The sequence below is a fragment of the Streptomyces sp. HP-A2021 genome (genome assembly GCF_022807935.1).
GTDB classification, from domain to species: Bacteria; Actinomycetota; Actinomycetes; order Streptomycetales; family Streptomycetaceae; genus Streptomyces; species Streptomyces afghaniensis.
In genome coordinates, this window is sequence record NZ_CP094344.1 from 8,030,146 (window position 1) to 8,044,613 (window position 14,468).

Sequence of the window (14,468 nt, forward strand, 5' to 3'; positions counted from 1 at the left end):
ATCGGGGGCCTCGTGCGTGCGGGCGCCCTACCGTCGTAGGTCATGGAGATCACCGTCTGCCGGGCCGCCGACGTGGCGCTGCTCGACCAGTACATCGGCTCGCCGGGCGCCACCTCGTTCCACGCGCGCCGCTTCGAACGCCAGGAGCGGGGGCAGAGCACGTACCTCGTCGCCTGGCTCGACGGACGTCCGGTCGGGCACACGGAGCTGCGCTGGGGCGGCTGCGACGACGCGGCCGTACGGGCGGCACGGCCCGGCTGCCCGGAGATCAACGCGCTGACCGTGTGGCCCGAGCCGCTGCGCTCGCGCGGCATCGGCAGCGCCCTGGTCCGCGCCGCCGAGGAACGCGCGCGGGAGCGGGGCCGCACGGCCATCGGCCTGGGCGTCGCCGACGACAACCCGCGCGCCGCCGCCCTCTATGCCAGGCTCGGCTACCGGCCCCTCGCCACCTACCTCGGCCGCTGGTCCTACGAGGGCCACGACGGTGTCACGCACGAGTGTGTCGAGGAGCTCACGTTCCTGGTGAAAGAGCTGGTCCGAGCAAGTCCCGTGCAACGGACGAACGCGGATGTGCAACGAACCTCCGGCCAGTCCCGAGGAACGCAATGATCTTGCGGGCACGCGCAAGGTTGCTGCATTACACGGGCAACGCCGCTCCTCGTAGGCTGTCGCCTCGTACGTGGCGTGGCGGGGACCCCGCTCGGTGGGTCCCGGCTGTCGGGCGGGACGCTGCCGGTTCCCGCCGCCCAAGACCGGCAGTGACGAAGGAGTCAGCGCGTGCTCGACCAAGGCGCACCCCCGCACAGCAGTAGTCAGACCGCCCCGCCGTCCCCGGGCGTCGGCGCGCGCCTCATGCGTCGCAAGCCGGTGGAGAACCTGGTCGCGGAGGGTGGCCAGGGCGAGGGGGGCTCGCTGCGGCGCTCCCTCGGCCTGTGGCAGCTCACCATGATCAGCATCGGTGCCACCCTCGGCACCGGCATCTTCGTCGTGCTCGGCGAGGCCGTCCCCAAGGCGGGACCGGCCGTCACGCTCGCCTTCGTCATAGCCGGTCTGACCGCCCTGTTCTCGGCCCTGTCCTACGCCGAGCTGGCGGGCACCATCCCGGTCTCCGGCTCCTCGTACTCGTATGCGTACGCAACGATGGGCGAACTGATCGCCTGGATCTGTGGCTGGTGCCTGGTCCTGGAGTACGGCGTGTCCGTCGCCGCCGTCGCGGTCGGCTGGGGCGAGTACCTCAACGAACTGCTCGACGGGACCGTCGGCGTCACCATCCCGGCCGCCCTGTCCGCCCCGCCCGGCGACGGCGGCGTGTTCAACCTCCCCGCGCTGATCGTCGTGCTGCTCGCGATGGCGTTCCTGCTGGGCGGCGCCCGCGAGTCCGCCCGGGCCAACACCGTCATGGTCATCGTGAAGATCGGCGCGCTGGTGCTCTTCTGCGCCATCGGCGTCCAGGGCTTCCGCTCCGGCAACTACGAGAACTTCATGCCGCTGGGCATGGCGGGCGTCAGCGCCGCCGGGGCGACGCTGTTCTTCTCCTACATCGGCTTCGACGCCGCCTCCACCGCCGGCGAGGAGGCCAAGAACGCCCAGCGCGACCTGCCGCGCGCGATCATGCTGTCGCTGGTCATCGTCACGGCGCTGTACGTCCTCGTCGCCGCCGTCGCGGTCGGCGCCAAGCCCTGGGAGAACTTCACCGACTCCGAGGCCGCCCTCGCCCAGATCATGCGCGAGGTCACCGGGCAGACCTTCTGGGGCACGCTGCTGGCGTTCTGCGCCGTCATCGCCATCGCGAGCGTGGTGCTGACCGTGCTGTACGGCCAGACCCGCATCCTGTTCGCCATGTCCCGCGACGGCCTGGTGCCGAAGGTGTTCGCCAGGGTCCACCCGAAGAGCGGCACGCCCCGCGCCAACACCCTGATCGTCTCCCTGTTCTGCGGTGTGCTGGCCGCCGCGATCCCGCTCGGGCAGCTCGCCGACGCCACCAGCATCGGCACCCTGTTCGCCTTCGCGCTGGTCAACGTGGCCGTCGTGGTGCTGCGCCGGACCCGGCCGGACATGCCCCGCACCTTCCGGGTGCCGCTCTCCCCGGTCCTGCCCGCGCTGGGCTTCGCCCTCTGCCTGTGGATGATGGGCAGCCTGTCGACCGTGACCTGGGTCGTCTTCGGTGTCTGGATGGCCGCCGGGCTCGTGTTCTACTTCGTGTACGGCTATCGCCGTTCCCGACTCGCACCATCCGAAAAGTGACCGACCCACTGTGCTGAACGATCTCGACGAACGCATCGTGCACGCCCTCGCCGAGGACGCCCGCCGCTCCTACGCCGACATCGGCCACATCGTCGGCCTGTCCGCGCCCGCCGTGAAACGGCGCGTGGACCGGCTGCGGGCCACCGGAGCCATCACCGGCTTCACCGTCCGGGTGGACCCGGGCGCCCTCGGCTGGCAGACCGAGGGGTTCGTCGAGATCTACTGCCGGGGCAACACCTCCCCGGAGACCATCCAGCGGGGCCTGGAGCGCTACCAGGAGGTCGTGGCCGCGTCCACCGTCACCGGGGACGCGGACGCGATCGCCCAGGTCTTCGCCTCCGACATGCGTCACTTCGAACGGGTCCTGGAGCGGATCGCCGGGGAGCCGTTCGTCGAGCGGACCAAGTCCGTACTCGTGCTGTCGCCGCTGCTGCGGCGCTTCTCGTCGGGTTCGCCCACGTAATCCACAGGACGATCCGCCGGTCCGCGCCTAGCATCGGTGTCATGACCTGGCGACATTGATCCACCAGCCGCGCCTCCCGAGGGCCGCCTCGGACGCCGTACCTCCGGCATCCGATCCGTCCCTGCGGGAAGGCCTCATGACACTCTCACCTGCACGCGTGCCCGCCACCGGCGTCCGGCGGCTGACGACCACGCTGTACGGCTACGCGTTCCTCGACGATTTCGTCCTGCTCTACCCGGTGTACGCGCTGCTGTTCGCCGACACCGGCATGTCGCTCTGGCAGATCTCCTCCCTGTTCGCTCTGTGGTCGATCACCTCGGTGGTGCTGGAAGTCCCTTCCGGCGCCTGGGCCGACGCCGTGTCGCGCCGCAGGCTGCTGTGGATCGGCCCATTGCTCACCGCCGCCGGCTTCGCGCTGTGGGTGGCCGTCCCGTCGTACGGGGCCTTCGCGGCCGGCTTCGTCCTGTGGGGCGCGGGCGGGGCGCTCGGCTCCGGCGCGCTGGAGGCGCTGGTGTACGACGAACTGGACCACCTCGGCGCTGCCGACCGATACGCACGGGTCATGGGCCGGGCACGGGCCGCGCGGCTGGCGGGCACCGTGGTCTCGCTCGGCCTCGCGGGGCCCGTCTTCGCCCAGGGCGGCTACGCGGCGGTCGGTGCCGCCAGCTTCCTGGCCTGTGTGCTGACCGCCCTCACCGCGACCCGGTTCCCCGAGCACCGGGTGCGGCCGGACACCGCAGGCGACAGCTGGGCGACGACCCTGCGGACCGGGCTCGCCCAGGTCCGCGGGGACCGTGCGGTGCGCGGCGCCCTGCTGCTGGTCCCGGCCGTGGCCGCGGTGTGGGGCGCGCTCGACGAGTACACCCCGCTGCTGGTCCGGGACATCGGCGTCGCCGAAGCGACGGTGCCCTACCTGATCATGCTGATCTGGGCGGGCGTCACCGTCGGCAGCCTCCTGGCCGGACCGGCCGAACGCCTCGGCCCGGCCGGTCTCGCCACGCTGCTCGCGGGCGCCGCACTCGCCCTGGCCGTGGGCGCCGCGTCCCGCTCACTGGCCGGTATCGCCCTCGTGAGCCTCGCCTTCGCCGGGTTCCAGCTGGCGGAGGTGCTGGCCGACGTCCGCCTCCAGCACCGTATCGACGAGTCCCGCCGGGCCACGCTCACCTCCGTCGCGAGCCTGGGCACCGAGCTGGCGACGGTCGCCACGTTCGGCATGTACGCGCTGCTCGGCACGGACCTGGCGCACAGCACCGTCTTCGCGGTGCTGGCGATTCCGTATGCGGTGACGGCGCTGGCGCTGGCTAGAGCGCGGGCCGCCACGGCACGACCGTGAAGTCGCCCGTCCCCTTCCTGACCTTCTCGAAGGGGGCGGAGCCCACGCACTTGGGCAGCTCCTTCGTTTCGACGGGGCTGCCCGTGGACGCCCAGCTGTAGCCGAGGCGGTCGTGCCGGCCGACATCGTGGACGGTGATGCCGACCCGCTTGCCCTCGGCGCCCGGCAGGTCGGAGTCGGTGATCACACCGGAGACGACGGCCACCTTCCCGCCGGTCAGCAGGCAGTCGACCCGCGCCTTCGCCCTGGCGCCCTCACCGTTCAGGTAGTGGCTCCACTCGAAGGTGCCGGTGGCCTTCATCGGATCGGCCTTGTCCTTCGCGGCCAGGTGCGCGTCGAAGGAGAAGGTGATGTCGTCCCCGGCCGAGCGGTACAGCTTGGCCTTGCCGGTGAGCGCGGCGGCCTCACGCCCGCTTTCGTCGGGGGCGGATGCTCCGGCGGAGCCGGCCGCGGCGGCGACGGTGAGCAGCAGCGCGGAGCCGAGTAAGGCGGTCCTCGTACGGCGGTTCATGGCGGTCCTTTCCGCAGGTGACGCACGTCGACTGGACGCTCACCACTGTCCCGTCGCCGCGCCCGCGCCACATCGCACCCGGGACGGGACCCGGCCTCCGCCGCCCGGCGGGGGAAGGCGGTTGCGGGATACGCCCAGGGAAGGACCGGTCAGTGCCCGCAACGAATCGCCGCCGACCCGCCGGCGAACGCAATGATCCGCTCACGGACGCGCAACGGCTGCTCCTTGTCCGGCCGGAGCCGCCGACCGTACCGTCTATCAGGCCCCCGAAACCCCCCGCGCCCCGGTGAGGAACACGCATGCGCACCGCCCTGCTCCAGAGCTCCGGCCGACCCGGCTCCACCGTCGAGAACCTCAAGGTCCTCGACGAGGCCGCGGGCCGGGCCGCCGCCGCGGGTGCCGGGCTGCTGGTCGCGCCGGAGATGTTCCTGACCGGGTACGCGATCGGCGACGACATCGGCCGGCTCGCCGAGCCCGCCGACGGCGACTGCGCGGACGCCATCGCCGAGACCGCGACCAGGCACGGACTGGCGATCGCCTACGGCTACCCCGAGCGGGCCGGTGACGCCGTGTTCAACTCCGCCCAGCTGATCTCCGCCGACGGCACCCGTCTCGCCAACTACCGCAAGACCCACCTCTTCGGCTGCTTCGAGCGCGACCACTTCACGCCCGGGGACCAGCCGGTCGTCCAGGCGGAGCTCGACGGTCTGCGCGTCGGGATCCTGATCTGCTACGACGTCGAGTTCCCGGAGAACGTCCGCGCCCACGCCCTCGCCGGCACCGACCTGCTGGTCGTCCCGACCGCGCAGATGCACCCGTTCCAGTTCGTCGCCGAGTCGATGATCCCGGTGCGTGCCTTCGAGAACCAGATGTACGTCGCGTACGTCAACCGGGCCGGCCGGGAGGGCGAGTTCGAGTTCGTGGGCCTGTCCACGCTGGCCGGGCCCGACGGGGTCGCCCGGACCCGGGCCGGGCGCGCCGAGGAGCTCGTCCTCGCCGACGTCGACCCCGTGTTCCTCGCCGCGTCGCGCGAGGCCAACCCGTATCTGCGGGACCGGCGCCCCGGCCTGTACGGGCCGCTCGTCTGACACACCGTTTCCACGCCTGTTCGTATCTGTGCAAGGAGTCCGTACCCCATGACGTCCACCGTGCCCAACGCCGTCGAGCACGCAGACGCGCAACAGCCGCCGATCACCATGTTCGGCCCGGACTTCCCGTACGCGTACGACGACTTCCTCGCCCACCCGGCGGGTCTCGGGCAGATACCCGCGACCGAGCACGGCACGGAGGTCGCGGTCATCGGCGGCGGCCTGTCCGGCATCGTCGCCGCGTACGAGCTGATGAAGATGGGTCTCAAGCCGGTCGTGTACGAGGCCGATCAGATCGGCGGCCGGCTGCGGACGGTGGGCTTCGAGGGGTGCGACGACTCCCTCACCGCCGAGATGGGCGCGATGCGCTTCCCGCCGTCCTCCACCGCCCTCCAGCACTACATCGACCTGGTCGGCCTCGAGACGCGGCCGTTCCCCAACCCCCTGGCGGAGACGACCCCGTCGACCGTCGTCGACCTCAAGGGCGAGTCGCACTACGCCGAGACGATCGCCGACCTGCCCCAGGTCTACCGGGACGTGGCCGAGGCCTGGAACCGGTGCCTGGAGGAGGGCGCCGACTTCTCCGACATGAACCGGGCCCTGCGCGAGCGGGACGTCCCGCGCATCCGCGAGATCTGGTCCAAGCTCGTCGAGAAGCTCGACAACCAGACCTTCTACGGCTTCCTCTGCGACTCCGAGGCGTTCAAGTCCTTCCGGCACCGCGAGATCTTCGGCCAGGTCGGCTTCGGCACGGGCGGCTGGGACACCGACTTCCCGAACTCCATCCTGGAGATCCTCCGCGTCGTCTACACCGAGGCCGACGACCACCACCGCGGCATTGTCGGCGGCTCCCAGCAACTGCCGCTGCGCCTCTGGGAGCGCGAGCCGGAGAAGATCGTCCACTGGGCCTACGGAACCTCGCTCGCAACACTGCACGAGAACGGCGCCCCCCGCCCGGCCGTCACCCGCCTGCACCGCACCGCCGGGAACCGCATCACCGTGACCGACGCGCACGGCGACATCCGCACCTACCCGGCGGCGATCTTCACCGCCCAGTCCTGGATGCTGCTGTCGAAGATCGACTGCGACGACTCGCTCTTCCCGATCGACCACTGGACGGCCATCGAGCGCACGCACTACATGGAGAGCTCCAAGCTCTTCGTGCCGGTCGACCGGCCGTTCTGGCTCGACAAGGACGAGGAGACCGGGCGGGACGTCATGTCGATGACGCTCACCGACCGCATGACGCGCGGGACCTACCTGCTCGACAACGGCCCCGACCAGCCCGCCGTCATCTGCCTCTCCTACACCTGGTGCGACGACAGCCTGAAGTGGCTGCCGCTGTCCGCGAACGAGCGGATGGAGGTCATGCTGAAGTCGCTCGGCGAGATCTATCCCAAGGTCGACATCCGCAAGCACATCATCGGCAACCCGGTGACCGTCTCCTGGGAGAACGAGCCCTACTTCATGGGCGCGTTCAAGGCCAACCTGCCCGGCCACTACCGCTACCAGCGGCGCCTGTTCACGCACTTCATGCAGGACCGGCTGCCCGAGGACAAGCGCGGCATCTTCCTCGCCGGCGACGACATCTCCTGGACGGCCGGCTGGGCCGAGGGCGCCGTCCAGACCGCCCTCAACGCGGTCTGGGGCGTCATGCACCACTTCGGCGGCACGACCGACCCGGCCAACCCGGGTCCCGGCGATGTCTACGACGACATCGCGCCGGTCGCGCTGCCCGAGGACTAGGCGGACATGCCCTAGGGCAGGCAGGAGGGCTGCGGCAGGGGCGTGAGCAGCATGCGCCCCGCGAAGCCCACCGCCGTGTCCAGGCGTTCGGTGAACTCCTCGGCCACGTCGGGGAATCCGCGCAGCGCCCACAGTGCCCGGGCCGCCGTCCACGTGGCGTCGCGGGCGCGCTCCAGGCTCCACGAGCCGAGCAGATGGGTCAGCGGGTCGGCGACCTGCAGGAGGTCGGGGCCCGGCATCAGATCTTCGCGGATGCGCTCCTCCAGCGAGACGAGGAGATCGCCCACCGTGTCGAACTCGTCCTCCAGCTCGCCGGGAGCGCAGTCGAGCGTACGGCAGGTGTCCACGACGGCCAGTGCGAGATCGTGCCCGATGTGCGCGTTGATACCCGCCAGCGCGAACTGCAACGGCCGTACCCCGGGATGCCGGCGGAACTGGAACAGGGGCCGCCAGCAGGCCGGCGGGCGCCGCTCGCCGGCCGCCGCCTCGACGGCCTCCAGGTACCGCTCCGCGAACCGTACGTCCAGCGTGATCGCGGCGTGCGGGTCCGGGAACCGACCCGTGTCGACGTACCGGTCCACCCCTTCCGTGACGGCGAGGTAGACGCGGTTGAAGACCGCAACCCCGTCCTGGGGGTGCAGGGTCGCGTCGAGAGCGCGCATACGGGAGATGACTCCGTCGACCGGAGTGTCCACGGCTGAGGGGACTTGTTCGCATCGCGGCATGCGGGCAGAGTCCCAGCTCTAGGCTGGCGGGAGTACCGGCAGGCCCGGCGCTTCCCCGAAACGGGGGAACGCCGCCCGCCGCAGGGGGAGGGGGACCGGCACCGTGACAGGCTCACGTGCCCAGCGCCTGGCCGCCCGCAGGGCCGAGCGCAGGCGTGCCGTACGGCGGGGCGCGATGGTCGTGGCGGCTTCCGTCGTGGTCGCGGCCGGCTCGGCCGCCGGGGTGCTGTCCGTGGTCGACGACCGGCGCGGCTCGGACCAGGCGCGGCGCCCCGAGGTCTCCGCGTCGCCCCGCATGGCGCCCCTGCCCGCCCTGCCACCGGCGTCCCCGCCGGCCACCGAGTCCGCTTCCCCCACGCCCGTCACATCAGCGGCCGGGACGCCGAGCCCCACGCCGTCGCCGCACAGAACCCGGAAGAAGCAGGAGCGAACCACTCCCGTGAGCGCCCGGCTCTACCGCCACCCCGACTCCCAGGTGCTCGACTGGGTCCGCGCCAACGCCGGCGATCCCCGCCGGGCGGTCATCGCCTCCCGCATCGCCGACCAGCCGGCCGCCGTCTGGTTCGCCGACTACGCCCCGGACACGCTCACCGCCCGGGTCGCCGCGGTGACATCGGGCGCTGCCGCGCTGGGCCGGGTGCCCGTCCTCGTGCCGTACGCGATCCCCGGCCGGGACTGCGGCGGGTACTCCCAGGGCGGGGCGCCCGACCTGGACGCCTACGACGCGTGGATCGACCGGTTCGCCGACGGGCTGGGCTCCGGAGAGGTCATCGTCGTCCTGGAGCCGGACTCCGTCGCCCAGACCGAGTGCCTGTCCGCCGGTGAGCGCGCGGACCGCTTCGCCTCGCTGGCCCGGGCCGGACGCGTACTGAAGGCCGCCAACCCCCGGGCCCGCGTGTACTTCGACGCGGGGCACTCGGGCTGGAACGCGCCCGGCAAACAGGCGGCGTGGCTGCGGCAGGCCGGGGCCGCCTCGCCCGAGTCCTCCGACGGGATCTTCAGCAACGTCTCCAACTTCCACACCACGGCCGACGAGGTGGCCTACGACCGGCGGGTCCTCGACGCGCTCGGCGGCCCGGCGGGCCTGGGTGCCGTCATCGACACCAGCCGCAACGGCAACGGCGCCCCGCCCGGCGGCGCGTGGTGCGACCCGGCGGGCCGCAAGCTCGGCCGGACACCGACCCTCAGCACCGGCGAGGACCGGATCGACGCCTATCTCTGGGTCAAGCTGCCGGGGGAGTCGGACGGCTGCAAGGGCAAGCCGGGGACGTTCACGGCGTCGTACGCCTATGACTTGGCCTCGTCGTAGGAGCTGGTGCCCTCGTCCAGCAGCGGCTGCTGCGTCTTCAGGTGCGGCGGGGCGAAGGCCCGCAGCGCGTGGTAGCCGGTGATGACGACGAGCGTGCCGAGCGCGATGCCGCTCAGCGAGAAGGTGTCCGTGATCTTCATGGAGACATTGCCGACGCCGATGATGATGCCCGCTGCGGCCGGGACCAGGTTCAGCGGATTGCGCAGGTCCACCTCGGCGTTGATCCAGATCTGGGCGCCGAGCAGGCCGATCATGCCGTACAGGATGACGGTGATCCCGCCGAGCACCCCGCCCGGGATCGCCGCCACGACCGCGCCGAACTTCGGGCAGATGCCGAAGAGCAGGGCGAAGCCGGCGGCGGCCCAGTAGGCGGCCGTCGAGTAGACCCGGGTCGCGGCCATCACACCGATGTTCTCGGAGTACGTGGTGTTGGGCGGGCCGCCGACCGCGGTGGACAGCATCGAGCCGACGCCGTCGGCCGCGATCGCCGTGCCCAGCTTGTCGTCCAGCGGATCTCCGGTCATCTCGCCGACCGCCTTGACGTGCCCGGCGTTCTCCGCGACCAGCGCGATGACGACCGGCAGGGCGACCAGGATCGCCGACCACTCGAACGACGGGGCGTGCAGGGTCGGCAGCCCGATCCAGTCGGCCTGACCCACGCCGGAGAGGTCGAGCCGCCAGTGGTCGGTCAGCTTGCCACTGGCGTCCACCGAGTGGATCTTGCCGAAGACCAGGTCGAAGACCCAGGAGATGCCGTACCCGAACACCAGCCCGAGGAAGATCGCGATCCGGGACCAGAAACCGCGCAAACACACCACGGCGAGACCGGTGAACAGCATCACCAGCAGCGCCGTCCACTGGTCCTGCGGCCAGTACGTCGAGGCCGTCACCGGCGCCAGGTTGAAGCCGATCAGCATCACCACCGCGCCGGTGACGATCGGCGGCATCGCGGCGTGGATGATCCGCGCCCCGAACCGCCGCACGGCGAGCCCCACCAGGAACAGCGCGGCACCGACGACGAGGACCGCGCCGGTGACGGTGGCGCTGCTGCCGCCCTGCGCGCGGATGACCGCCGCCACGCCGACGAAGGACAGCGAGCAGCCCAGGTAGCTGGGTACGCGGCCGCGGGTGGCGAGCAGGAACACGACGGTCGCGACGCCCGACATCATGATCGCGAGGTTGGGGTCCAGGCCCATCAGCACCGGGGCCACGAAGGACGCCCCGAACATGGCCACCACGTGCTGGGCACCGAGCCCGGCGGTACGGGGCCAGGAGAGCCGCTCGTCGGGGCGGACCACCGCGCCGGGCGCCGGGGTGCGTCCGTCGCCGTGCAGTTTCCAGCGGACGCCGAGATCCATGGTGCGGTTTCGCTTTCGTCGTGCGGGCGAGTGTCCGGACCATTGTCGGGGTGCGTCGGAAGCGCTGGTGACCGGGGTTGCCCGGGCCGGCCGGGCGTCCGATCAGGGGCGCGCGTCGGGGACCGCCGCGTCCGGCCGGCTGATCGTCGCCCGGTCGCCGGGGCGCAGCACGCGCGCGAACGCCACCAGCCCGCAGGACAGCAGCGTCACCAGAGCGAACGACACCATCAGGCTGGTCGCCTGCGCCAGCATGCCGATCGCGCTCGGCGCGATCAGCCCCGAGGTGTACGTGATGGTCGCGACGCCCGCGATGGCCAAGCTCGGGTTGGAGCCGCTGCGGCCCGCCGCCGCGAAGCACAGCGGTACGACGACGGCGATGCCCAGCCCCATCAGCGCGAACCCGCTCATCGCCACCGCCGGGTGCTCCGCGACCACGATCAGCAGCCCGCCGAGGACGGCGAAGACCCCGCTCGCCCGCACGGTCCGCACGGCACCGAAGCGGTCCACGATCTTGTCACCGGCGATCCGGGCGATGGCCATGGTGAGTGTGAAGCCCGTCGTGCACGCCGCGGCGAGACCGGCCGAGGTCTCCAACTGCTCGCGCAGATAGACCGCCGACCAGTCCAGGCTCGCGCCCTCGGCGAACACCGCGCAGAACCCGATGGCGCCGATGAGCAGCGCCGACCGGGGCGGCAGCGCGAACCGCGGTGGCGGCTCCTCGTCCTCGGCGGGCTGGAGGTCGAGCACCCACTGGCAGGACAGCACGCCGACGACGGTGAGGACCGCGGCGGCCAGGACGTGGTGCAACCGGGCGTCCGAACCGAGGTGCGCGGCGAGCGTGCCGGCCGCCGATCCGACCAGGGCGCCCGCGCTCCACATGCCGTGCAGTCCCGACATGATCGACCGGCCGAGGCGGTTCTCGACCTCGACGCCCAGCGCGTTCATCGCCACGTCCGCCATGCCCGCCGTGGCGCCGTAGGTGAACAGGGCCAGGCAGAGCGTGAGCAGGTTCGGGGCGAGGGACGGCAGCACCAGCGACAGCGTCCACAGGGCGATCAGTCCGCGCAGCGCGTTGCGGGCGCCGAAGCGGTGGCTGACGCTGCCGGCGAGCGGCATCGCGACGGACGCGCCGAGCGCGGGGAAGGCGAGCGCGATCCCCAACTGACCGGCGCTGACGTCCGCGTGGTCCTGGATCCACGGCACGCGCGTGGCGAACGAGCCGGTCACGGCGCCGTGCACGGCGAAGACGGCGGCCACGGCGTACCGCGACCGCTTCACCTCGCGCTGTTCGTAGACCACGTTGCTCATTCTCCGGCCCCCGTCCTCTCCTGGTCTTCCCCGCGTGCACGCCCGTCGGCGCGTGTTGGCGGGCGTAAACTATCAGGAACCCTGCCTGATAGATAAGGGGATGACCGGTCGGCCGGAGCACCCGGCCGTGCGGCCCCACAGATCTGGAAGGATCCCGGCATGCCCGCATCCCCGAGCACCGCCCGGGCCATCAACGACCGGCTCGCCCTGCGTCTGCTCCAGCAGGAGGGCCCGCTGACGGCAGGGCAGTTGAAGCAGCTGACCGGTCTGTCCCGGCCGACCGTCGCCGACCTCGTCGAACGCCTCACCGCAGCCGGGCTGATCGCGGTGGTCGGCGAGGCGGGGGAGCAGCGGCGCGGGCCCAACGCCAAGGTGTACGGCATCGTCGCGGACCGGGCGCACCTCGCCGCGCTGGACGTACGCACCGAGGGCGTCGCCGTGGCCGTCGCGGACCTGGTGGGACGGGTGCTGGCCGAGGAGTCGGTGCCGATCGGCGGTGACATGGGGACGGGCCCCGCCGTGGAGCAGGCGGTCGCGCTGGTCGAGCGCGTGGTCAAGGAGGCCGGCGCCGACCGGCTGCACACCGTCGGGATCGGGGCGCCCGGCCTGATCGACCCGGCCAGCGGCGAACTCCGCGACTCCTCCGGGCTGCCCGAGTGGCACCGCCGGCTCGTCGCCGCCCTCGAGGAGCGGCTGCCCGAGGCCCGGGTGAGCGTGGAGAACGAGACCAACCTGGCGGCGCTGGCAGAGCAGCGTGACGGGGTGGCCCGGGACCGGGACACCTTCGTCCTGCTGTGGCTCGGCCGCGGGACGGGCGCGGCGGTGGTCCTCGACGGCGCGCTGCGACGCGGTGCCTCCGGCGGCACCGGCGAGATCGGCTTCCTCCCGGTCCCGGGCACCGCCGCGCTGCCGTCCTCGACGGACTGCGAGGGCGGCTTCCACTCCCTCGCGGCGGCGGGCGCGGTCGTGGACCTCGCGGCACGGTGCGGGATTTCGGCGGGGCCGGGGCAGGGGCCGTCGGTGGTGGGGGTGGTGCGAGCGGCGGTCGGCGTGGTGCGGTCGGCGGTGCGCCAGGTACGGGACGTGCGGGCTGCGGGGACGGGGGCCGGGGCGATCTGGCCCGCTAGTGCGGCCGATGTGCCTCGCTCTGCGCGTGAGGGCGGGGAGTCCCGGCCTGCGGTCGAGGAGCCCCGCGCCCTGAGCGGGAGCGAGGCGTCCGCGTCCCCCATTGCCCTCCCCGCTGCCCGTTTCCTCGATGCCCTCGCCGACCGGCTCGCCGTCGGCGTCGCCTCGGTCGTCGCGATCCTGGACCCCGGTTGCGTGGTGCTCGGCGGTGAGGTCGGCCGAGCGGGCGGCGACGAACTCGCCGCCCGTGTGCAGGACCGCATCGCCCGGATGACCCCCCTGCCCACGGAGGTACGGACGACCACACTCGGCGGCGGCGCGGTCCTGCGCGGCGCCCTCCTCACGGCCCGGGACCGCGCCCAGGAGGAACTCTTCGCGCCAGGGGAGCGGCCGGTTCAGCGGTGGTAGGCCGTGCCGGGGCTCACGCCCTGGACCGCCCACTTCCCGCCCGCGCCTGCTCGCCCCCGTACCGCCGCGCCAGATACTCCTCGAACGTGCCCGTGCCGGTCGCACGCTGCGGCGTCAGGTGACCACCGTTGCGGAAGCCCCGGTACGCCGCGCCCCACAGCGGCACGTTCACCACCGCCCGGCGCCGCCCGGCCGCCTTCAGATAGGTGCGGGCCAGGGACTCGAGCGTCCGCACCTCCGGCCCGCCCATGTCCTCGACCCGCCCCGCCGGCGCCCCCGCCGCGAGTTCGACCAGCCGGTCGGCGACCTCGGCCACCTCGACCGGCTGGTCCCGGACACCGGCCGGCAGGAACAGCACCGGCAGCTTCGACAACCCTTGGAGCATCATGACGAGCAGGTCGTGGAACTGCGTCGCCCGCAGCACGGTCCAGCCGAGCCCCGACTCCTCGACCAGCCTCTCCACCGCGAGCTTGCTCTTGTAGTAGCGGAACGGCACCCGATCGACACCCACGATGGAGATGTAGACGAGGTGTCGCACACCGGCTCCGCGCGCCGCGCCGATCAGGTTCGCCGCCGCCTGCTCGTCGCCCTTCGGCGACGACGCGCAGTGCACGATCGTCTCCACACCGGCGACGGCCGCGTCCAGCGCGTCACCGCCCTCCCGCAGGTCGACCGCGTACGGCTGGGTGTGCCGACTGAGTACCCGCACGTCGTGCCCGTCCGCGCGCAGCCGCTCGGCGACGAGCCGGCCGAGCGTTCCGGTGCCGCCGGTCACCAGGATCGTGGTCATGCTGTTCAGTCCCTTCGGAACGCCGGCGCTCCCGAACGGAGCGCCCTCTGCAACTGAGAC

The 14,468-nt window shown here is 72.3% G+C and carries 13 protein-coding genes; 8 read left to right on the forward strand and 5 right to left on the reverse strand.

What is annotated here, in order from left to right; translation table 11 throughout:
* Positions 1 to 42 precede the first annotated feature (42 nt).
* The 4 genes from MQE23_RS36340 (at position 43) to MQE23_RS36355 (ending at position 4,040) form a co-directional block, all read left to right on the forward strand.
* Entirely contained in the window at positions 43 to 609 is a 567-nt protein-coding gene (locus tag MQE23_RS36340; protein ID WP_020273534.1) for a GNAT family N-acetyltransferase, read from the forward strand.
* A gap of 168 nt (positions 610 to 777) precedes the next feature.
* A complete protein-coding gene (locus MQE23_RS36345; protein ID WP_037670063.1) occupies positions 778 to 2,244 on the forward strand; it encodes an amino acid permease in 1,467 nt (488 codons plus the stop codon).
* A 10-nt stretch (positions 2,245 to 2,254) separates the two neighbouring features.
* On the forward strand, positions 2,255 to 2,707 hold the full coding sequence (locus tag MQE23_RS36350) for an Lrp/AsnC family transcriptional regulator (protein ID WP_010046396.1): 453 nt from the start codon (positions 2,255 to 2,257) through the stop codon (positions 2,705 to 2,707).
* 136 nt (positions 2,708 to 2,843) lie between these two features.
* Positions 2,844 to 4,040, forward strand: coding sequence for an MFS transporter (locus MQE23_RS36355; RefSeq protein ID WP_243381340.1), 1,197 nt, complete (start codon positions 2,844 to 2,846; stop codon positions 4,038 to 4,040).
* On the opposite strand, the gene MQE23_RS36360 is transcribed toward MQE23_RS36355, so the two are convergent.
* Positions 4,009 to 4,551, reverse strand: coding sequence for a hypothetical protein (locus MQE23_RS36360; protein WP_020273531.1), 543 nt, complete (start codon positions 4,549 to 4,551; stop codon positions 4,009 to 4,011). The two genes, MQE23_RS36355 and MQE23_RS36360, sit on opposite strands and share 32 nt — an antisense overlap.
* Positions 4,552 to 4,850: 299 nt before the next feature.
* Here MQE23_RS36360 and MQE23_RS36365 point away from each other — a divergent pair, with 299 nt between their 5' ends.
* Both MQE23_RS36365 and MQE23_RS36370 read left to right on the forward strand, forming a co-directional pair.
* Positions 4,851 to 5,639 (forward strand): carbon-nitrogen hydrolase family protein, encoded by a 789-nt coding sequence (locus tag MQE23_RS36365; protein ID WP_020273530.1) that lies wholly within the window; start codon positions 4,851 to 4,853, stop codon positions 5,637 to 5,639.
* Positions 5,640 to 5,687: 48 nt separating this feature from the next.
* On the forward strand, positions 5,688 to 7,385 hold the full coding sequence (locus tag MQE23_RS36370; RefSeq protein WP_243381341.1) for an NAD(P)/FAD-dependent oxidoreductase: 1,698 nt from the start codon (positions 5,688 to 5,690) through the stop codon (positions 7,383 to 7,385).
* Positions 7,386 to 7,396: 11 nt separating this feature from the next.
* On the opposite strand, the gene MQE23_RS36375 is transcribed toward MQE23_RS36370, so the two are convergent.
* Positions 7,397 to 8,110 carry a DUF5995 family protein gene (locus MQE23_RS36375; RefSeq protein WP_243381342.1) on the reverse strand — a complete coding sequence of 238 codons (714 nt, stop codon included), beginning with the start codon at positions 8,108 to 8,110 and terminating at the stop codon, positions 7,397 to 7,399.
* A 175-nt stretch (positions 8,111 to 8,285) separates the two neighbouring features.
* On the opposite strand from MQE23_RS36375, the gene MQE23_RS36380 reads away from it, so the two are divergent.
* The gene (locus MQE23_RS36380; protein ID WP_243382875.1) at positions 8,286 to 9,419 is read left to right on the forward strand and encodes a glycoside hydrolase family 6 protein; all 1,134 of its coding nucleotides are present in this window, start codon (positions 8,286 to 8,288) and stop codon (positions 9,417 to 9,419) included.
* Here the strand turns inward: MQE23_RS36380 and MQE23_RS36385 are convergent.
* Positions 9,398 to 10,777: a solute carrier family 23 protein gene (locus tag MQE23_RS36385; RefSeq protein WP_037670056.1), complete on the reverse strand. Its 1,380-nt coding sequence runs from the start codon at positions 10,775 to 10,777 to the stop codon at positions 9,398 to 9,400. The two genes, MQE23_RS36380 and MQE23_RS36385, sit on opposite strands and share 22 nt — an antisense overlap.
* 102 nt (positions 10,778 to 10,879) lie before the next feature.
* A complete protein-coding gene (locus tag MQE23_RS36390) occupies positions 10,880 to 12,085 on the reverse strand; it encodes an MFS transporter (protein ID WP_020273525.1) in 1,206 nt (401 codons plus the stop codon).
* A 159-nt stretch (positions 12,086 to 12,244) separates the two neighbouring features.
* Between MQE23_RS36390 and MQE23_RS36395 the strand changes: the two genes are divergently transcribed.
* The gene (locus tag MQE23_RS36395; RefSeq protein ID WP_243381343.1) at positions 12,245 to 13,618 is read left to right on the forward strand and encodes an ROK family transcriptional regulator; all 1,374 of its coding nucleotides are present in this window, start codon (positions 12,245 to 12,247) and stop codon (positions 13,616 to 13,618) included.
* 13 nt (positions 13,619 to 13,631) lie between these two features.
* Here MQE23_RS36395 and MQE23_RS36400 read toward each other — a convergent pair whose 3' ends face one another.
* Positions 13,632 to 14,408, reverse strand: coding sequence for an NAD(P)H-binding protein (locus MQE23_RS36400; RefSeq protein WP_020273523.1), 777 nt, complete (start codon positions 14,406 to 14,408; stop codon positions 13,632 to 13,634).
* Between the last annotated feature and the right edge of the window lie 60 nt (positions 14,409 to 14,468).

Bases quoted from the DNA above. Each gene is read 5' to 3' on its own strand.
- MQE23_RS36355 (WP_243381340.1), top strand. From the start codon at position 2,844: ATGACACTCTCACCTGCACGCGTGCCCGCCACCGGCGTCCGGCGGCTG.
- MQE23_RS36375 (WP_243381342.1), bottom strand. From the start codon at position 8,110: ATGCCGCGATGCGAACAAGTCCCCTCAGCCGTGGACACTCCGGTCGAC.
- MQE23_RS36340 (WP_020273534.1), top strand. From the start codon at position 43: ATGGAGATCACCGTCTGCCGGGCCGCCGACGTGGCGCTGCTCGACCAG.
- MQE23_RS36370 (WP_243381341.1), top strand. From the start codon at position 5,688: ATGACGTCCACCGTGCCCAACGCCGTCGAGCACGCAGACGCGCAACAG.
- MQE23_RS36380 (WP_243382875.1), top strand. From the start codon at position 8,286: ATGGTCGTGGCGGCTTCCGTCGTGGTCGCGGCCGGCTCGGCCGCCGGG.
- MQE23_RS36385 (WP_037670056.1), bottom strand. From the start codon at position 10,777: ATGGATCTCGGCGTCCGCTGGAAACTGCACGGCGACGGACGCACCCCG.
- MQE23_RS36360 (WP_020273531.1), bottom strand. From the start codon at position 4,551: ATGAACCGCCGTACGAGGACCGCCTTACTCGGCTCCGCGCTGCTGCTC.
- MQE23_RS36395 (WP_243381343.1), top strand. From the start codon at position 12,245: ATGCCCGCATCCCCGAGCACCGCCCGGGCCATCAACGACCGGCTCGCC.
- MQE23_RS36365 (WP_020273530.1), top strand. From the start codon at position 4,851: ATGCGCACCGCCCTGCTCCAGAGCTCCGGCCGACCCGGCTCCACCGTC.
- MQE23_RS36390 (WP_020273525.1), bottom strand. From the start codon at position 12,085: ATGAGCAACGTGGTCTACGAACAGCGCGAGGTGAAGCGGTCGCGGTAC.
- MQE23_RS36400 (WP_020273523.1), bottom strand. From the start codon at position 14,408: ATGACCACGATCCTGGTGACCGGCGGCACCGGAACGCTCGGCCGGCTC.